Source organism: Streptomyces sp. NPDC046870, from assembly GCF_040704595.1.
Taxonomy (GTDB): domain Bacteria; phylum Actinomycetota; class Actinomycetes; order Streptomycetales; family Streptomycetaceae; genus Streptomyces; species Streptomyces argyrophylli.
This window is the reverse complement of record NZ_JBEYXM010000013.1, coordinates 143,124-160,090: the sequence shown is the minus strand read 5'-3', so window position 1 is coordinate 160,090 and position 16,967 is coordinate 143,124. Positions and strand designations below refer to the sequence as shown.

Below are 16,967 nucleotides of genomic sequence, written 5' to 3'. Positions count from 1 at the left end.
TGGTGAGAGGCACTGTGTCCACACCGAAGAAAACCTCTGCGGACAACCAGGCCTCGTCCCATACGCTTCTGGAAGGGCGGCTCGGCTACCAGGTCGAGTCCGCCCTTCTGGTGCGAGCGCTGACCCACCGTTCCTACGCGTACGAGAACGGCGGTCTGCCGACGAACGAGCGCCTGGAGTTCCTCGGGGACTCCGTGCTGGGCCTCGTCGTCACGGACACGCTGTACCGCACCCACCCCGACCTGCCCGAAGGCCAGCTGGCCAAGCTGCGGGCCGCGGTGGTCAACTCGCGTGCGTTGGCGGAGGTCGGCCGCGGCCTCGACCTGGGCGCCTTCATCCGGCTCGGCCGGGGTGAAGAGGGCACGGGCGGCAGGGACAAGGCATCCATTCTCGCCGACACCCTCGAAGCGGTGATCGGCGCGGTCTATCTCGACCAGGGCCTCGACGCGGCCTCCGAACTGGTGCACCGCCTGTTCGACCCGCTGATCGAGAAGTCCTCCAACCTCGGTGCCGGCCTGGACTGGAAGACGTCCCTCCAGGAGCTCACCGCGATCGAGGGGCTCGGCGTGCCCGAGTACCTGGTCACGGAGACCGGCCCCGACCACGAGAAGACCTTCACTGCTGCCGCCCGCGTCGGGGGCGTCTCGTACGGCACCGGCACCGGCCGCAGCAAGAAGGAGGCGGAGCAGCAGGCCGCCGAGTCCGCCTGGCGGGCCATCCGGGCCGCCGCGGACGAGCGGGCCGAGGTGGCGAAGGAGCCCATCAAGGAGACGGCCGACGAGGCCGTCAAGGGCAGCCGGGCCGCCAAGGACGGCGACGCGTCGTCCGCCACCGCCTGACCGGAACAGCAGCACCACCCGAGCGCCCGTCCCGCCTCCCGCGGGCCGGGCGCTCGGCCGTCCGCGGCGGCTCCGGCGCGGGGGACCGGCCCGGTGGGCCGGCCGGGTGCCGGGATACCCTGCCCTCAGCTCTTCCGCAGTCGCCCGAAGGAGTGCCGTGCCCGAGTTGCCCGAGGTCGAAGTCGTCCGCAGGGGCCTGGAGCGCTGGGTCGCCCACCGGACCGTCGCCGAGACCGAGGTGCTGCACCCGCGGGCCGTACGCCGGCACGTCGCCGGGCCCGACGACTTCGCGCACCGGCTCAAGGGCCACCACATCGGCACGCCCCGGCGCCGCGGCAAGTACCTGTGGCTGCCGCTGGAGGAGACGAACCAGTCCGTCCTCGCCCACCTCGGCATGAGCGGCCAGCTGCTGGTCCAGCCGCATGACGCGGCGGACGAGAAGCACCTGCGCATCCGCGTGCGGTTCGCCGACTCCCTCGGCACCGAACTCCGCTTCGTCGACCAGCGCACCTTCGGCGGGCTGTCGTTGCACGACAACACCCCCGACGGCCTGCCCGACGTCATCGCGCACATCGCCCGCGACCCGCTGGACCCGCTCTTCGACGACGAGGCCTTCCACCAGGCGCTGCGCCGCAAGCGGACCACCATCAAACGGGCCCTGCTCGACCAGTCGCTGATCAGCGGCGTCGGCAACATCTACGCGGACGAGGCGCTGTGGCGCGCCCGCATCCACTACGAACGCCCCACGGCGAACTTCACCCGCCCGGTCACGGCGGAACTCCTCGGTCACATCCGCGACGTGATGAACGCGGCCCTCGCCGTCGGCGGCACCAGCTTCGACAGCCTGTACGTCAACGTCAACGGCGAGTCCGGCTACTTCGACCGCTCCCTGGACGCCTACGGCCGCGAGAACGAGCCCTGCCGCCGCTGCGGCACCCCCATGCGCCGGCGCGCCTGGATGAACCGGTCCAGCTACTTCTGCCCCAGGTGTCAGAGGGCGCCGCGCGTCTCGTCGTAACGCGCGCGGGACGCCAGGACGTCGTCCATCGCGCCCTCCACACAGTGGATGAGCGCCAGCAGCCGCTCGGCGACCTGGCGTCCCAGGGCCGTCAGTTCGTAGTCCACGCGCGGCGGATTCGTGGGCTGGGCCTCGCGGTGCACCAGGCCGTCGCGTTCCAGCGCGTGCAGCGTCTGGGACAGCATCTTCTCGCTCACCCCGTCCACACGCCGGCGCAGTTCGTTGAAGCGCAGCGGACCCTCGTACAGCGCGCCGAGCGTCAGTCCGCCCCAGCGGCCGGTGACGTGCTCCAGCGTGCCCCGTGACGGGCAGGCCTTGGCGAAGACGTTGTACGCGAGGTCCTCGTGGCCCTGGGTGGTGACGGTCATACCGGCAAGGGTACGCCCGCGCAGCGCTCTCCACCAGGTTGCACTAACTGATGGTTAGTGCTTTCCTTTGGTTATTGCTCGCGAGCTGCTCTCTTCCTTGAGCTGCCGCTTGACGCTGTCCCTTTTCGAGGAGTCCCCATGACCACACCCGTCGTTTCCATCGCCTACCACTCCGGCTACGGCCACACCGCCGTCCTCGCCGAGGCCGTCCGCGCCGGCGCCCGGGACGCCGGCGCCGAGGTCCACCTGATCAAGGTGGACGGGATCACCGACGAGCAGTGGGAGACGCTGGACCGCTCCGACGTGATCGTCTTCGGCTCGCCCACCTACATGGGCACCGCTTCCGGCGCCTTCCACGTCTTCGCCGAGGCGACCTCCAGCCGCTGGTCCGGCCAGGACTGGAAGGACAAGCTGGCCGCCGGCTTCACCAACTCCGCCTCCAAGAGCGGCGACAAGCTGCACACCCTGCAGTTCTTCCAGACGCTCGCCGCCCAGCACGGCATGCACTGGGTCAACCTCGGCCTGCTCCCCGGCTGGAACAGCAGCACCGCGTCCGAGAACGACCTCAACCGCCTCGGCTTCTTCGCCGGCGCCGCCGCCCAGAGCAACAACGACCAGGGCCCCGAGGGCGTCCACAAGGCCGACCTGGCCACCGCCGAACACCTGGGACGCCGGGTGACGGAGACGGCGAGGACCTTCACCCGCGGACGCGTCGCCGCGTAGCGCCTCCCTGGGGTCGGCGGGCTCTGTTCAGTAGAGGGCTGAGACAAGGACGACTGTGGGCCACTTAGCGTGCCCGACGGGTCGGCACGGTCCCTGCGACTCTCCCGGCTACGCTCGCGCGGGAACGCCCCGCAGCGTGTGGCTGCGGGGCGTGCCTGGCGCCTAGTGGGGTTTAGTCGACTGCCTGCCCGTTGCCCGTGCCGCCCCTACAGGTCCCGGTGTGGGGGTTGGCCGGGGTGGAGGTCCAATCGACCGTTCCGCCGCCGTCGATGCACTCACCCGGGGTGAGGGCGGCGCCGAAGCCCTGACTCGGGGTGAGGCTGGCGGCGGTGGCGGTGGCGGCACCTGTGAGGCCGAGTCCGGCGAGAGCTGCCGTGGCGATGCCGGCGGCGAGGATGCGTCGAATGCGCATTCGGTTCCCCTTTCACGGATTGCCTTGATTGGGGCACTAATCAGCTTGATGTTCACCCACGTGGGTGGCACGTCACGTTGGGCCGTTCGGGTGACATGGCTGTCGGGCGCGGGGTCGGTGGACGCGGGGGAGAGCATCAAAGCCCTGAGCGAGTACCTGGGCCACCATGATCCCGGCTTCACGCTGCGGACGTACACGCACCTGATGCCGTCGAGCGGGACCCGGACCCGGGCCGCCGTGGATCGCGTCTTCGCGGACGAGGGAGCCACGGCTGACGGCCCCGACACGGCCCGGGTGCCTAGCCGTCTGACCTGCGGTTATCTCAATAGCCGAAGTCCTGCGTCCACCAGGGTCCGCCCGGGCCGAAGTGGACGCCTACACCGAGGGTCTTGAAGCCGCAGTTCAGGATGTTGGCGCGGTCGCCGGGGCTGTGCATCCAGGCCGCCATCACGGCCGCGGCGCCGGCCTGGCCGCGGGCAATGTTCTCGCCGCCGAGACCGGTGACGCCGGCCGCCGCCGCCCGGTCCCACGGGGTCCTGCCGTCCGGGTCGGTGTGGTCGAAGTAGCCACGCGCCACCATGTCGTCACTGAAGACCTCGGCCAGCTTGGTCAGCGAGGAGTTCGCCGCCAGCGGGCTGCAGCCGACCTTCGCGCGTTCGTCGTTGACGAGATTCAGCACCTGCGCCTCGGCGACGGCCTCCCGCGACACCGTCACCGGTGCGGAGGTCCGCGTCGGCGTCTTGGTGGCCGTGGGGGACGGTGTGGCCTTCGGGCTCGCGGGTGCGGACGGTGCGCTCGGCTTGGACGGTGCGCTCGGCTTGGACGGTGCGCTCGGCTTGGACGGTGCGCTCGGCTTGGACGGTGCCGTCGGCTTGGGCGGCGCGGGGGGCACGGGCGGCTTGGCCGGTGAGGAGGGCGTGTTCCTCGGTGCCGTCCTGGTCGGGGCCGGCTTCTCGGGCGCCGGCTTCGAGGGGATGGCCGTGCTGGAGGGCGTCGCCGTCCTGGAGGGGGTCGCCCTCTTCGAGGGGCTCTTCGTCGGGGCCGCTGTCCTGGCCGGGGCCGCGGTCTTCGAGGGGGCCGCCGTCTTGGGGGACGCCTCCGGCTTCGAGGGAACCTTCGGCTTCGCGGCAGGCGGGGCCGCGGAGGGGGAGTGCGTGGGGGAGGAGTGCGTGGAGGAGGCGCGCGGGGCGGACGACGACGGTGCCGGCGACGGGCTCGTGGAGCCACCGCGCGTGCCGCCCGACGTGCCGCCCTGCTCGCCGGCCGTGTTGACGGGCGCGGCCGTGGTTCGCACCCGGTCCCCACCGGAGATGTGCGTACTGCCGCCGAGCTGGTACTGCTCCAGGCCCGGTACGGAACCCGTGGCCACCGCGATCGCGCCGAGGCCGACGACCAGGGACGCGCCGAGCAGACCCGCGCGCACCGGCCGCCCGAGCCTGTTCCACCGCTGGTGCTCCCCGGACGGCCCGCCGGACGGGGTGAAGCCGTCGCCCGCCGAGCCGGCGCCGCCGGATCCGGGGCCCTGCCCGGGCGTGCCCGGCACCGGCCCGTCGTCCGTCGCGAACAGGTACTCCTGGGCCTTCGCCGTGGCGTCGGCGTAGGCCTCCGGGTTCAGGTAGGGCGCGATGCCCCGCGGCACCCGCCGTTCCCCCGCGGACGAGTGCTCGGGTCCCTCGCCGCCCGGTCCCGGGTGCTGCGTGTGGTCGGTCCCCGTGGCGCGGCCCGTGGCGGCGCGGCCGGCGGCGGAGCGTCGGTGGCGTCCCATGTCCTTGCCCTCTTCCTCGTGCCCGCGGTCGACCGGCGCCTGCACGGCGAGTGAGTCCCTGGAGCGTGACTCCCTCTGGCCAACCAAATCACTCGATCGAGTGAGTTTCATATGAAATGCATCGGGTTCGGACGGTACCCCATGCCGCTCGGGGACGCTGTGTCCCGGCCGACGCCGGCCGGTTAGGTTGCACCCATGAACGAGGAAGTGCGACTGATCGCCTGGGTGCGTGGACACGTGCAGGGCGTGGGATTCCGCTGGTTCACGCGCGCCAAGGCGCTGGAGATCGGCGGGCTGAGTGGTTTTGCTCTCAATCTGGCCGACGGCCGGGTCCAGGTGGTCGCGGAGGGGCCGCGGGAGGGCTGCGAGGGGCTCCTGGACTGGCTCCAGGGCAGCGACACGCCCGGGCGTGTGGACGGTGTCACCGAGATCTGGGACACACCGCGGGGCGGCTACGACGGCTTCGCCATCCGCTGATCCGGAGCGGCTCCGTCCCGCGCGCCGGAGCGTGGCAAGCTGCCGGGGGCACATGCGCGGACGGAAACGCCCTGGTGGTTGCCAAGACGGGCGCGGCGTGGCAGGCTCCGCACTTACTGCTGGTCGCCACGCCCTGAGGGTCCGGAGGAGTCCCAGCGCCGCCGCTTCACCGGCCGCGCGCCCCGGTTCGCCCGCCAATACAGGGCGTGATCGTGTTGACCGTCAAACTTTTTGGTGAGACGCTGAAAGCCCCGCGCACCTTAGCTGTTTGGCATGGAGCAACACCAGAGCAACACCCGGATGTGCCAAGCACCACGGGTGCGAATCCCTCACGACCCACACCGCATCGGTCGGTCACTCATTGTGGAGGACCATCCATCATGGCAAAGGCGCTTCTCGGTTACGTCGGCGGCTCCGACCCTCGACTCCTCGCCGAGATGCGACGGCTGCAGCAGCGAGTCCAGGACCTGGAGTCCGAGCTCGGACGGATCCAGGCGGAGAACGAAGCGCTGACGGCTGCCGCCTCTCAGGACAGGATCATGGAGAGCATCGACGCACACCAGGCGGAGCCTGCGCTCACCTGATCGCTGCATCGCTCCACGACAGCAGTCGCAACGATCGGGCTGCCCGTATCAACCGCTCAGTTGATCGGACGGCTGAGATCCAGCCGTCAGAGTTGCAAGGGACGCTTCGGCGTCCCTTCGTTCTTTCCCCCGCCTTCCCCCCGACGGCTCTTGGCCCCCGCATCCTTTCAGCCTCTTCAACATCTGGTGTGCCCTGCATGGTCACGAGCGAAACCGCGCGGTCCCGAGGGTTCATGGAGTGAGATGGCGGCGGCGGGTAGAGTCCAGCGGCGTGCACCTCAAGGCCCTGACCCTCCGCGGGTTCAAGTCGTTCGCCTCGGCGACCACACTCCGGTTCGAACCGGGCATCACGTGTGTCGTCGGACCGAACGGCTCGGGCAAGTCCAACGTCGTGGACGCGCTCAGCTGGGTCATGGGCGAACAGGGCGCGAAGTCGCTGCGCGGCGGCAAGATGGAGGACGTCATCTTCGCCGGCACCACCGGCCGCCCGCCGCTGGGCCGCGCCGAGGTGTCCCTGACCATCGACAACTCCGACGGCGCGCTGCCCATCGAGTACGCCGAGGTCACCATCACGCGGATCATGTTCCGCAACGGCGGCAGCGAGTACCAGATCAACGGCGACACCTGCCGGCTCCTCGACATCCAGGAGCTCCTCTCCGACTCCGGCATCGGCCGCGAGATGCACGTCATCGTCGGCCAGGGCCAGCTCGACTCCGTCCTGCACGCCGACCCCATGGGCCGCCGCGCCTTCATCGAGGAGGCGGCCGGGGTCCTCAAGCACCGCAAGCGCAAGGAGAAGGCGCTGCGCAAGCTGGACGCGATGCAGGCCAACCTCGCACGCGTGCAGGACCTGACGGACGAGCTGCGGCGCCAGCTCAAGCCCCTCGGCCGGCAGGCCGCCGTCGCCCGCAGGGCCGCCGTCATCCAGGCCGACCTCCGCGACGCCCGCCTGCGCCTCCTCGCCGACGACCTCGTCCGCCTGCGTGAAGCCCTCCAGGCCGAGATCGCCGACGAGGCCGCCCTGAAGGAGCGCAAGGAGACCGCCGAGCAGGAGCTGAAGAAGGCCCTCCACCGCGAGGCCCTGCTGGAGGACGAGGTGCGCCGGCTCACCCCGCGCCTCCAGCGCGCCCAGCAGACCTGGTACGAGCTGTCCCAGCTGGCCGAACGCGTGCGCGGCACGATCTCGCTGGCCGACGCCCGGGTCAAGAGCGCCACCTCCGCGCCCCCGGACGAGCGGCGCGGCCGTGACCCGGAGGACCTGGAGCGCGAGGCCGCCCGCATCCGTGAGCAGGAGGCCGAGCTGGAGGCCGCCCTCGAAGCCGCCCAGCGCGCGCTGGACGACACCGTCGCCCACCGTGCCGAACTGGAGCGCGAGCTGGCCGTCGAGGAACGCCGGCTGAGGGACGTCGCCCGCGCCATCGCGGACCGCCGCGAAGGGCTGGCGCGCCTGTCCGGGCAGGTCAACGCGGCCCGCTCGCGCGCCGCCTCCGCCCAGGCCGAGATCGACCGGCTGGCCACGGCCCGCGACGAGGCACAGGAACGGGCCGTCCGCGCCCAGGAGGAGTACGAAGCCCTCCAGGCCGAGGTCGACGGCCTGGACGCCGGCGACGCCGACCTGGCCGAACAGCACGAGACGGCCAAACGCCGGCTTGCGGAGGCCGAGGCCGCGCTGGCCACGGCCCGCGAGGCACTGACCGCCGCCGAGCGCAGCCGTGCCGCGACCCAGGCCCGCCACGAAGCGCTGGCGCTCGGCCTGCGCCGTAAGGACGGCACCGGCATACTGCTCGCCGCCCGGGACCGCCTCACCGGACTCCTCGGGCCCGCGGCGGAGCTGCTGACGATCACACCGGGTTACGAGATCCCGCTGGCGGCGGCCCTGGGCACAGCGGCGGACGCCCTCGCCGTGACGACCCCCGCGGCGGCGACCGAGGCCATCGGCCTCCTGCGCAAACAGGACGGCGGCCGAGCGACCTTCCTCCTCTCGGGAGCCCCGGAGCCGGCGCCCGCCAGGGGCGCGGGGAACGGCGTGGGTGACCACGACGGTCCCGCGCCCGGCCGGCGGCCCACGGCCCCCCTCGTCGCAGCCGGCCGGCGACCCGCCGCCGACCTCGTCCGCGGACCCGCCGAGCTGATGCCCGCCGTCCGCCGCCTCCTGGCCGGCATCGTCGTGGTCGACACCCTCGACGACGCCGAGGCCCTGGTCCACGCACACCCGGAGCTGACCGCCGTCACCGCCGAGGGCGACCTCCTCGGCGCCCACTTCGCCCACGGCGGTTCGGCGGGCGCGCCCAGTCTGCTGGAGGTGCAGGCGTCCGTCGACGAGGCCGCGGCCGAACTGGCCGAGCTGGAGGTGCGCTGCCGGGAGCTGACCGAGGCCCAGCGGGCCGCGGCCGGGCACCGCGAGCGGGCCGCCGCCCTGGTGGAGGAACTGGGGGAGCGGCGACGGGCCGCCGACCGGGAGAAGTCGGCCGTGGCCCAGCAGCTCGGCCGGCTCGCCGGACAGGCGCGCGGCGCCGCCGGGGAGGCCGAGCGGTCGGCCGCGGCGGCGGCTCGTGCGCAGGAGGCGCTGGAGAAGGCCGTACAGGAGGCCGAGGAACTGGCCGAGCGGCTGGCCGTGGCCGAGGAGATGCCGGTGGAGGAGGAGCCGGACACCTCGGTGCGCGACCGGCTCGCCGCCGACGGGGCCAACGCCCGGCAGACCGAGATGGAGGCCCGCCTCCAGGTCCGTACGCACGAGGAGCGGGTCAAGGGGCTCGCCGGACGCGCCGACTCGCTCGACCGGGCGGCCCGTGCCGAACGCGAGGCACGCGCGCGTGCCGAGCAGCGCCGGGCCCGGCTGCGGCACGAGGCGGCGGTCGCGGAAGCCGTGGCCTCCGGGGCCCGGCAGCTGCTCGCGCACGTCGAGGTGTCCCTCGCCCGGGCGGAGCAGGAGCGTTCCGCCGCGGAGGCCGCCAAGGCCCAAGGCGAGCAGGAGCTGGCCGCCGCCCGTACGGCGGGCCGTGAACTGAAGGCCGAGCTCGACAAGTTGACGGATTCAGTTCACCGGGGCGAGGTACTCGGTGCGGAGAAGCGGCTGCGCATCGAGCAGCTGGAGACCAAGGCGCTGGAGGAGCTGGGTGTCGAGCCGGAGGGTCTGGTGGCGGAGTACGGGCCGCGCCAGCTCGTGCCGCCCTCGCCCCCCGCCGACGGCGAGCAGCTGCCCGAGGACCCGGAGCACCCCCGCAACCAGCCGCGCCCCTTCGTGCGGGCCGAGCAGGAGAAGCGGCTCAGGGCGGCCGAGCGGGCGTACCAGCAGCTGGGCAAGGTCAACCCGCTGGCGCTGGAGGAGTTCGCGGCGCTGGAGGAGCGGCACAAGTTCCTCAGCGAGCAGCTGGAGGACCTGAAGAAGACCCGCGCCGACCTGTTGCAGGTGGTGAAGGAGGTCGACGAGCGCGTCGAGCAGGTCTTCACCGAGGCCTACCGGGACACCGCCCGGGAGTTCGAGGGGGTCTTCGGCCGCCTCTTCCCCGGTGGCGAGGGCCGGCTGATCCTGACGGACCCCGACAACATGCTCACCACGGGCGTGGACGTCGAGGCGCGTCCGCCGGGCAAGAAGGTCAAGCGGCTCTCCCTGCTGTCGGGTGGCGAGCGCTCGCTGACGGCCGTCGCGCTGCTGGTGTCGATCTTCAAGGCCCGGCCGAGCCCCTTCTACGTCATGGACGAGGTCGAGGCCGCGCTGGACGACACCAACCTCCAGCGGCTGATCCGGATCATGCAGGAGTTGCAGGAGACCTCGCAGCTGATCGTGATCACGCACCAGAAGCGCACGATGGAGGTGGCCGACGCGCTCTACGGCGTCTCCATGCAGGGCGACGGCGTCTCGAAGGTCATCTCCCAGCGACTCCGGTAGCAATCGCTCAGTCAACTGACTCTGTGTTCAAGAAGTGAACACAGAGGGCAGTGGCATATCTAAAAACTCACAGCAGCTGAACTATTGACTTCGAAACTTGAAGGCATAGTCTCTGCAACGTTGCTTTTACCTTCAGGTCCTACCTGTAAGGGCTCGCCCCCACCCGCGGCAGCGCTGCCGTGGCCCGAGGAGTTACACGTGACCAGCACAGCGCAGGCACCTCAGTCAGGAGCCAGGACGGCTCACCCCGATCATCTCGGGCACGTCATCTTCATCGCGGCGGCTGCCGCCATGGGCGGCTTCCTCTTCGGCTACGACAGCTCCGTCATCAACGGCGCCGTCGAGGCCATCCGCGACCGTTACGACATCGGGTCCGCCGCCCTCGCCCAGGTCATCGCGATCGCCCTGATCGGCTGTGCCATCGGCGCCGCCACCGCCGGCCGCATCGCCGACCGCATCGGCCGCATCCGCTGCATGCAGATCGCCGCCGTCCTCTTCACCATAAGCGCCGTCGGCTCCGCGCTGCCCTTCGCGCTGTGGGACCTCGCCTTCTGGCGCATCGTCGGCGGCTTCGCCATCGGCATGGCGTCCGTCATCGGCCCGGCCTACATCGCCGAGGTCGCCCCGCCTGCCTACCGCGGCCGGCTCGGCTCCTTCCAGCAGGCCGCGATCGTCGTCGGCATCGCCATCTCGCAGCTGGTCAACTGGGGCCTGCTCAACGCCGCCGGCGGCGACCAGCGCGGCAAGCTGATGGGCCTGGAGGCCTGGCAGGTCATGCTCGGCGTGATGGTCGTTCCGGCCGTCCTCTACGGGCTGCTGTCCCTCGCGATCCCCGAGTCCCCGCGCTTCCTGCTCTCCGTCGGCAAGCGTGAGCGTGCCAAGGAGATCCTCGCCGAGGTCGAGGGCAAGGACGTCGACCTGAACGCCCGCGTCGCCGAGATCGAGCACGCGATGAAGAGCGAGCACAAGTCCACGTTCAAGGACCTGCTCGGCGGCGGTTTCTTCTTCAAGCCGATCGTCTGGATCGGTATCGGCCTGTCGGTCTTCCAGCAGTTCGTCGGCATCAACGTCGCGTTCTACTACTCCTCGACGCTGTGGCAGTCGGTCGGTGTCGACCCGACGGACTCGTTCTTCTACTCCTTCACGACCTCGATCATCAACATCATCGGCACCGTGATCGCGATGATCTTCGTGGACCGCGTCGGCCGCAAGCCGCTCGCCCTCATCGGCTCGGTCGGCATGGTCGTCGGCCTGGCCCTGGAGGCCTGGGCGTTCAGCTACCACCTGGTCGACGGCAAGCTGCCGAACACCCAGGGCTGGGTCGCCCTGGTCGCCGCCCACGTCTTCGTCCTCTTCTTCGCCCTCTCCTGGGGCGTGGTCGTCTGGGTCTTCCTCGGCGAGATGTTCCCGAACAAGATCCGTGCCGCCGCCCTGGGCGTGGCCGCCGCCGCGCAGTGGATCGCCAACTGGGCCATCACCGCGAGCTTCCCGTCGCTGGCCGACTGGAACCTCTCCGGCACCTACGTGATCTACACCGTCTTCGCCGCGCTCTCCATCCCGTTCGTCCTGAAGTTCGTCAAGGAGACGAAGGGCAAGTCCCTGGAGGAGATGGGCTGAGCCTCGTAGCGAGGCCCCCCGAACTCGGGGGGAAGGGCCAAGTCCCCGCTGCCCCTCTCCTCGAACCGTCCGCCGCCCCCGGCCCGGCCACTGCCCGGACCGGGGGCGGCGGTGCCGTACGGCGGGACGGCCCGGCTCAGTGCGCCAGCGCCGGAAGGACCCGCCGCGCGAACAGCCGGAGGCTGCGCCAGCCCTCCTCCACCGGCATGCCGCCCGCCAGCGGATGCAGCACCAGGGTGTCCAGGCCCAGCACCACGCACTGCTCCGGCCTGAGGATCCGGTACACGCCCTCGGCGCGCAGCTCCGCCACCGTCGTGGCCGCCGACCTCACCGCCGAGCGGACCCCGCCCGACTGCCAGGAGGCGTACGTCCGCGCCTCGTGCAGGAAGTGCCCGCCGTACTCGGCCCACGCGCGGTCCGGATCCTCGGCGAGGTGCAGCAGCGGGGTCCCGGCCGCCGGCATCATGGTCCAGCCCTCGGTGCCGTACTCGGTGAGTTTCTCCTCGTAGTACGTCCGCAGCTCCGGCAGGTGCGCACTCGGGAAGAACGGCAGGCCGAGCCGGGCGGCCCGGCGGGCGGCGGCCCTGGAGGAACCGCCGACCAGCAGCAGTGGATGCGGATCGGTGCAGGGGCGCGGGGTGAGCCGTACCCGTCGGCCCCGGTAGGTGAACTCCTCGCCGGTCCACGCCGCCAGCAGCGTCTGGAGCAGTTCGTCCTGGAGCCGGCCGCGCCGGTGCCAGTCCACGCCGAACAGGGCGTACTCCTGCGGGCGGTATCCGATCCCGGCCACCGTCACCAGCCGGCCGCCGCTGAGCAGGTCCAGCACGGCGATCTCCTCCGCCAGCCGCAGCGGGTCGTGCAGCGGGCCGATGAACGCCGCCACCGTCACCGTGATCCGGCGGGTCGCCCCGAACACCGCGCCCGCGAAGGCGAACGGCGACGGCAGCCAGTTGTCGTCGGCGCCGTGGTGCTCCTCGGTCTGCACGGTGCCGATCCCGTGCTCGTCCGCGTACGCGGCCATCTCCAGGGCGGCCCGGTAGCGGGCGTGGAGGGCGGCGGGACCGGCACCGGGGGCGACGAGGTTGAAACGGACGACCGTGACGGGCATGGGAAGGTCCCCCTCCGGTGCGCTGCGGTGGAGGGGGACCTCAGCTGACGATACGTCAGATATCCAGGACCGGGGAGACGGGGGCGCGGGACCGCCGGACCCGTGCCCGCGGGCCCTCAAACCGGGTTCGGGCGCGGCCTGCCGCGCTTCCGGGCGAGTGCCAGCCGCGCACGAGCGCGGTCTGTCCGGGGGGCAAGGGTCCCTCCGGGCGGGGGAGCGCACCGCCCGGCGAAGGCGCCTCACACGCCGGCGGTCTCCCGCTCCCGGGCCTGCTCGGCCGTCCCGGCCGGGCGGGCCGTCGCCGGCTTCGGCAGCAGCAGGTACAGCCCGCCGGAGATCACGATCGTCGCGACCCAGCCGAGGCCGTACTCGCCGATCACGTTGTTCGTCGCGAGCGGGCCGGTGAACCAGTCCGAGGTGCTGAACATCAGGCCCGACACCAGCCCGGCCGCCCAGGCGGCCACGGCCGCGGGGGAGAAGCCGCCCCGGTACCAGTAGGCGCTGGTGCGGGTGGTGTCGGCCATGGCCCGGCCGTCGTACTCCGTGCGGTGGAACATGTCCGCGCCGAACACGCCGACCCAGGCCGAGAAGGCGACCGCCAGCAGCGACAGGAAGGCGATGAACGAGCCCATGAAGCTCGTCGCCACCAGCATCAGCACCCCGCCGAAGACCAGCGAGATCACGGCGTTGACGGAGACCGCCCAGTGCCGCGGCACCTTGAAGCCCAGGGTCTGCGCTGTGAAGCCCGCCGAGTACATCGACATCGAGTTGATCAGCAGCATGCCGATCAGCGCGATGAACAGGTACGGCACGGCGATCCAGGTCGGCAGGATCTCGCCGAGGAAGGACACCGGGTCGCTCGCCGAGGCCAGGTCCGGCGTGGCGACGGCCATCACCGCGCCCATCAGGACCATGGGCAGCACGACGACACCGGCGCCGCCCACCGCCGTACCGACGATCGCCCTGGACGAGGCCGTGCGCGGCAGGTAGCGGGTGAAGTCGGGGGCGGACGGGATCCAGCTCACACCACCCGCGGCGATCATGCCGATGCCGGTGATCACCGCGGCCATGGAACCGGCGCCGTGGTCCATCACCTCGGACCAGTCGGTGTTCGCCACGAGATAGGCCAGGACCAGCACCGAGAAGACGCCGAAGAGGTAGGTCGCGTACTTGTTGCACCGCTGTACGGCGTTGATGCCGAGCCCGGAGATCGCGAAGGTCGCGACGACGAACACCAGCAGCGTCACCAGGTCCAGCACGCTGTTCGCCCTGATGCCGAACAGGATGTCCAGGATGGTGAGCATCGCGTAGGCGCCGGTCACCGCGTTGATCGTCTCCCAGCCCCAGCGCGCGACCCAGATCAGTGAACCGGGCAGCAGGTTGCCGCGCTGCCCGAAGACCGCCCGCGACAGCGCCATCCCGGGCGCTCCGCCCCGCTTGCCCGCGATGCCGATCAGCCCCACGAGGCCGTACGACACGACCGGCGCCGCCACCGCGACGACCAGCGCCTGCCAGATGTTCAGGTGGTACGCGACGACCAGGCTCGCGCCCATCGTCAGCAACAGCACGCTGATGTTCGCACCGACCCAGGTGGGGAACAGTTCCCGGGTCTTCGCCGTGCGCTCGTGGTCGGGGACCTGTTCGATACCGCGCGTTTCGAGAGCGCCTTCGGTCTCGACGGTGTTCGTCATGAAAGAGGTGCCAGACGTGGGGGGACGGGGACGAGGGGACTCTACGCGCGTCAACAGCGCGCCCACCATCGTACTTTGCTCCCACTCCTAGCGATACGTGGTGTTTGTCTCTCGGAGGAAGCCACAAACGGGGTCCGCGGACACCCCATGGCCGATACTGGACGCGTTATGGAAACCGTCATCCTTGCTGTAGTCATCGCCGTGGTCGTGCTCGGCGCGCTCGGCGGGCTGATCGTGGGCAGCCGGCGCCGGAAGCCGCTGCCCCCGCCGCCCCCCCAAGCGCCCGACATCACCGCGCCCCCGGCCGAGCCGCATGTCGGCGACGAGGCCGAGACGCCGCGCGACGAACCGCGCCGGACGATCGAGGAGGTGGATCTTCCCGGCGGCCCCGCACCGGTCGTCGTCGAGGAGCCTCCCGTGGTCGAGGCTCCCGGGATCGAGATCCCGGAGCCCACGGCAGGCCGGCTGGTCCGCCTGCGCACCCGCCTGTCCCGCTCGCAGAACGCCCTCGGCAAGGGCCTGCTCACGCTGCTCTCCCGCGAGCACCTGGACGAGGACACCTGGGAGGAGATCGAGGACACGCTGCTCACCGCCGACGTCGGCGTGCAGCCCACCCAGGAACTGGTCGAGCGCCTGCGCGAACGCGTCCGGGTGCTCGGCACCCGCACCCCCGAGGAACTGCGCGCCCTGCTCCGCGAGGAGCTGCTCAAGCTGATCGGCACCGACGTCGACCGCACGGTCAGGACCGAGCCCGAGGACCGCAAGCCGGGCATCGTGATGGTCGTCGGCGTCAACGGCACCGGCAAGACCACCACCACGGGCAAGCTCGCCCGCGTGCTCGTCGCGGACGGCCGCAGTGTGGTGCTCGGCGCCGCCGACACCTTCCGCGCCGCCGCCGCCGACCAGCTCCAGACCTGGGGCGAGCGCGTCGGCGCCTACACCGTGCGCGGCCCCGAGGCCGGCGACCCCGCCTCCGTCGCCTTCGACGCGGTCAAGGAGGGCAAGGAGATGGGGGTCGACGTCGTCCTCATCGACACCGCCGGCCGCCTGCACACCAAGACCGGCCTCATGGACGAGCTGGGCAAGGTCAAGCGCGTGGTCGAGAAGCACGCGCCGCTGGACGAGGTGCTGCTCGTCCTGGACGCCACCACCGGCCAGAACGGCCTGGTGCAGGCCCGCGTGTTCGCCGAGGTCGTGGACATCACCGGCATCGTGCTGACCAAGCTGGACGGCACGGCCAAGGGAGGCATCGTCGTCGCGGTCCAGCGCGAGCTGGGCGTGCCGGTCAAGCTGGTCGGGCTCGGCGAGGGCGCGGACGATCTCGCGCCGTTCGAGCCGGAGGCGTTCGTGGACGCGCTCATCGGAGAGTGACCCACCCGCGGACACCGACAGGTGGCCGCGCGGCCACCAGGAAGCTCCCGCCCCGAGGTGCAGTCGGGGACGGGAGCTTCGTCCTGGAGGGGGTCTATGCCCTGGCCCGCGACCGGTGGGCCACGTACGCCAGCGTGCCGAGCAGCAGCCGGGCCGCCGGGGGCCGTGTCGCCGAGTCCAGCGCGGGCGGGCGCAGCCAGCGCACCGGGCCCAGCCCGCCCCGGTCGGAGGGCGGCGCGGTGATGTGTGTGCCGGGGCCGAGGCCGCGCAGGTCCAGCGCGCCCGGGTCGTCCCAGCCCATGCGGTAGAGCAGCCGGGGCAGGTCGGCGGCGGCGCCGGGCGCGACGAAGAAGTGGGCGCGGCCGTCGGGGGTCGCGGTCACCGGGCCGAGGGGGAGGCCCATCCGCTCCAGGCGGACCAGGGCGCGGCGGCCGGCCGGCTCCGAGACCTCGATGACGTCGAAGGCCCGGCCCACCGGCAGCATCACCGAGGCGCCCGGGAACTCCGACCAGGCCCTGCCCACCTCGTCCAGCGTGGCCCCGGCCGGGACGGGCGGGGCGAAGCCCAGCGGATGCGCTCCCGGCGCCGGGCAGTCCGGCCGCCCGCACGAGCAGGCGCCGCCCGCGGCCCGCGCCCCCGGCACCACGTCCCAGCCCCACAGCCCTGTGAACTCGGCGACGGCGGTGCACTCCGCGGACCGGCCGCGCCGACGCGTGCCGGAGCGGATCTCACGGATGCCGCCGATCGTGAAGCCCATGCCCCCTCCAACGGGTCCAGCGCGCCGGTGGTTACGCCACGGAGCGAGACGGAAGCGGAACGTAACGTTACGGCTCCGCCTCCCCGTGGCGACGCGGCGCCAAGGCGGCGCCTTGGGGTACGGAGGGTGGCGCACCGGGGGGGCATGCGCCCCTGGGTGCATCACTCCGCCCACTTCCGGCCGTCCTATGTCAAGTGAATCGCGCCCCGGCCACCGTGAGTTCATTCGAAGGGGTGGCGAATGGTGGCGTTTCAGGGATCCCTGTGGTTGGACGGGTGATCGTAGGATTACTGTGAGTGTGCGAGTCCCCGGGGCACATGCACTCGCGGGTATGCCGGAGGCAAGTCG

Annotated in this window: 14 protein-coding genes; 8 read left to right on the top strand and 6 right to left on the bottom strand. The window is 71.7% G+C overall.

The features are described 5' to 3' along the window. Window positions 1–14: 14 nt before the first annotated feature. The gene (rnc, locus tag AB0946_RS26070) at window positions 15–839 is read left to right on the top strand and encodes a ribonuclease III (protein ID WP_366763080.1); all 825 of its coding nucleotides are present in this window, start codon (window positions 15–17) and stop codon (window positions 837–839) included. Between the two features lie 157 nt (window positions 840–996). Then, a complete protein-coding gene (mutM, locus tag AB0946_RS26065) occupies window positions 997–1,857 on the top strand; it encodes a bifunctional DNA-formamidopyrimidine glycosylase/DNA-(apurinic or apyrimidinic site) lyase (RefSeq protein ID WP_366763079.1) in 861 nt (286 codons plus the stop codon). Here mutM and AB0946_RS26060 read toward each other — a convergent pair. Continuing rightward, window positions 1,830–2,225: a helix-turn-helix domain-containing protein gene (locus AB0946_RS26060; RefSeq protein ID WP_366763078.1), complete on the bottom strand. Its 396-nt coding sequence runs from the start codon at window positions 2,223–2,225 to the stop codon at window positions 1,830–1,832. The genes mutM and AB0946_RS26060 overlap by 28 nt on opposite strands. A gap of 138 nt (window positions 2,226–2,363) precedes the next feature. Here AB0946_RS26060 and AB0946_RS26055 point away from each other — a divergent pair, with 138 nt between their 5' ends. Next, complete coding sequence (locus tag AB0946_RS26055) at window positions 2,364–2,948, top strand: flavodoxin family protein (RefSeq protein WP_366763076.1); 585 nt, start codon at window positions 2,364–2,366, stop codon at window positions 2,946–2,948. 172 nt (window positions 2,949–3,120) lie between these two features. Here the strand turns inward: AB0946_RS26055 and AB0946_RS26050 are convergent, their stop codons facing one another. Both AB0946_RS26050 and AB0946_RS26045 read right to left on the bottom strand, forming a co-directional pair. Continuing rightward, on the bottom strand, window positions 3,121–3,360 hold the full coding sequence (locus AB0946_RS26050) for a hypothetical protein (protein ID WP_366763075.1): 240 nt from the start codon (window positions 3,358–3,360) through the stop codon (window positions 3,121–3,123). Between the two features lie 322 nt (window positions 3,361–3,682). Beyond that, window positions 3,683–5,125, bottom strand: a complete 1,443-nt coding sequence (locus tag AB0946_RS26045; RefSeq protein WP_366763074.1) for a CAP domain-containing protein — start codon at window positions 5,123–5,125, stop codon at window positions 3,683–3,685. A gap of 195 nt (window positions 5,126–5,320) precedes the next feature. On the opposite strand from AB0946_RS26045, the gene AB0946_RS26040 reads away from it, so the two are divergent. The 4 genes from AB0946_RS26040 (at window position 5,321) to AB0946_RS26025 (ending at window position 11,692) form a co-directional block, all read left to right on the top strand. Beyond that, the gene (locus AB0946_RS26040; protein WP_366763073.1) at window positions 5,321–5,602 is read left to right on the top strand and encodes an acylphosphatase; all 282 of its coding nucleotides are present in this window, start codon (window positions 5,321–5,323) and stop codon (window positions 5,600–5,602) included. Between the two features lie 380 nt (window positions 5,603–5,982). After that, window positions 5,983–6,186 carry a hypothetical protein gene (locus AB0946_RS26035; protein ID WP_030346494.1) on the top strand — a complete coding sequence of 68 codons (204 nt, stop codon included), beginning with the start codon at window positions 5,983–5,985 and terminating at the stop codon, window positions 6,184–6,186. A 271-nt stretch (window positions 6,187–6,457) separates the two neighbouring features. Then, window positions 6,458–10,075 (top strand): chromosome segregation protein SMC, encoded by a 3,618-nt coding sequence (smc, locus tag AB0946_RS26030; RefSeq protein ID WP_366763072.1) that lies wholly within the window; start codon window positions 6,458–6,460, stop codon window positions 10,073–10,075. Between the two features lie 198 nt (window positions 10,076–10,273). Further along, a complete protein-coding gene (locus AB0946_RS26025) occupies window positions 10,274–11,692 on the top strand; it encodes a sugar porter family MFS transporter (protein ID WP_366763071.1) in 1,419 nt (472 codons plus the stop codon). A 136-nt stretch (window positions 11,693–11,828) separates the two neighbouring features. Here AB0946_RS26025 and AB0946_RS26020 read toward each other — a convergent pair whose 3' ends face one another. Further along, window positions 11,829–12,800 carry an LLM class flavin-dependent oxidoreductase gene (locus AB0946_RS26020; protein WP_366763070.1) on the bottom strand — a complete coding sequence of 324 codons (972 nt, stop codon included), beginning with the start codon at window positions 12,798–12,800 and terminating at the stop codon, window positions 11,829–11,831. Between the two features lie 239 nt (window positions 12,801–13,039). Beyond that, window positions 13,040–14,491 (bottom strand): cytosine permease, encoded by a 1,452-nt coding sequence (locus tag AB0946_RS26015; protein WP_366763069.1) that lies wholly within the window; start codon window positions 14,489–14,491, stop codon window positions 13,040–13,042. 168 nt (window positions 14,492–14,659) lie between these two features. Here AB0946_RS26015 and ftsY point away from each other — a divergent pair, with 168 nt between their 5' ends. After that, window positions 14,660–15,862 carry a signal recognition particle-docking protein FtsY gene (gene ftsY / locus AB0946_RS26010; protein ID WP_366763068.1) on the top strand — a complete coding sequence of 401 codons (1,203 nt, stop codon included), beginning with the start codon at window positions 14,660–14,662 and terminating at the stop codon, window positions 15,860–15,862. 94 nt (window positions 15,863–15,956) lie between these two features. On the opposite strand, the gene AB0946_RS26005 is transcribed toward ftsY, so the two are convergent. Then, complete coding sequence (locus tag AB0946_RS26005; RefSeq protein WP_366763067.1) at window positions 15,957–16,619, bottom strand: bifunctional DNA primase/polymerase; 663 nt, start codon at window positions 16,617–16,619, stop codon at window positions 15,957–15,959. Window positions 16,620–16,967: the final 348 nt, after the last annotated feature.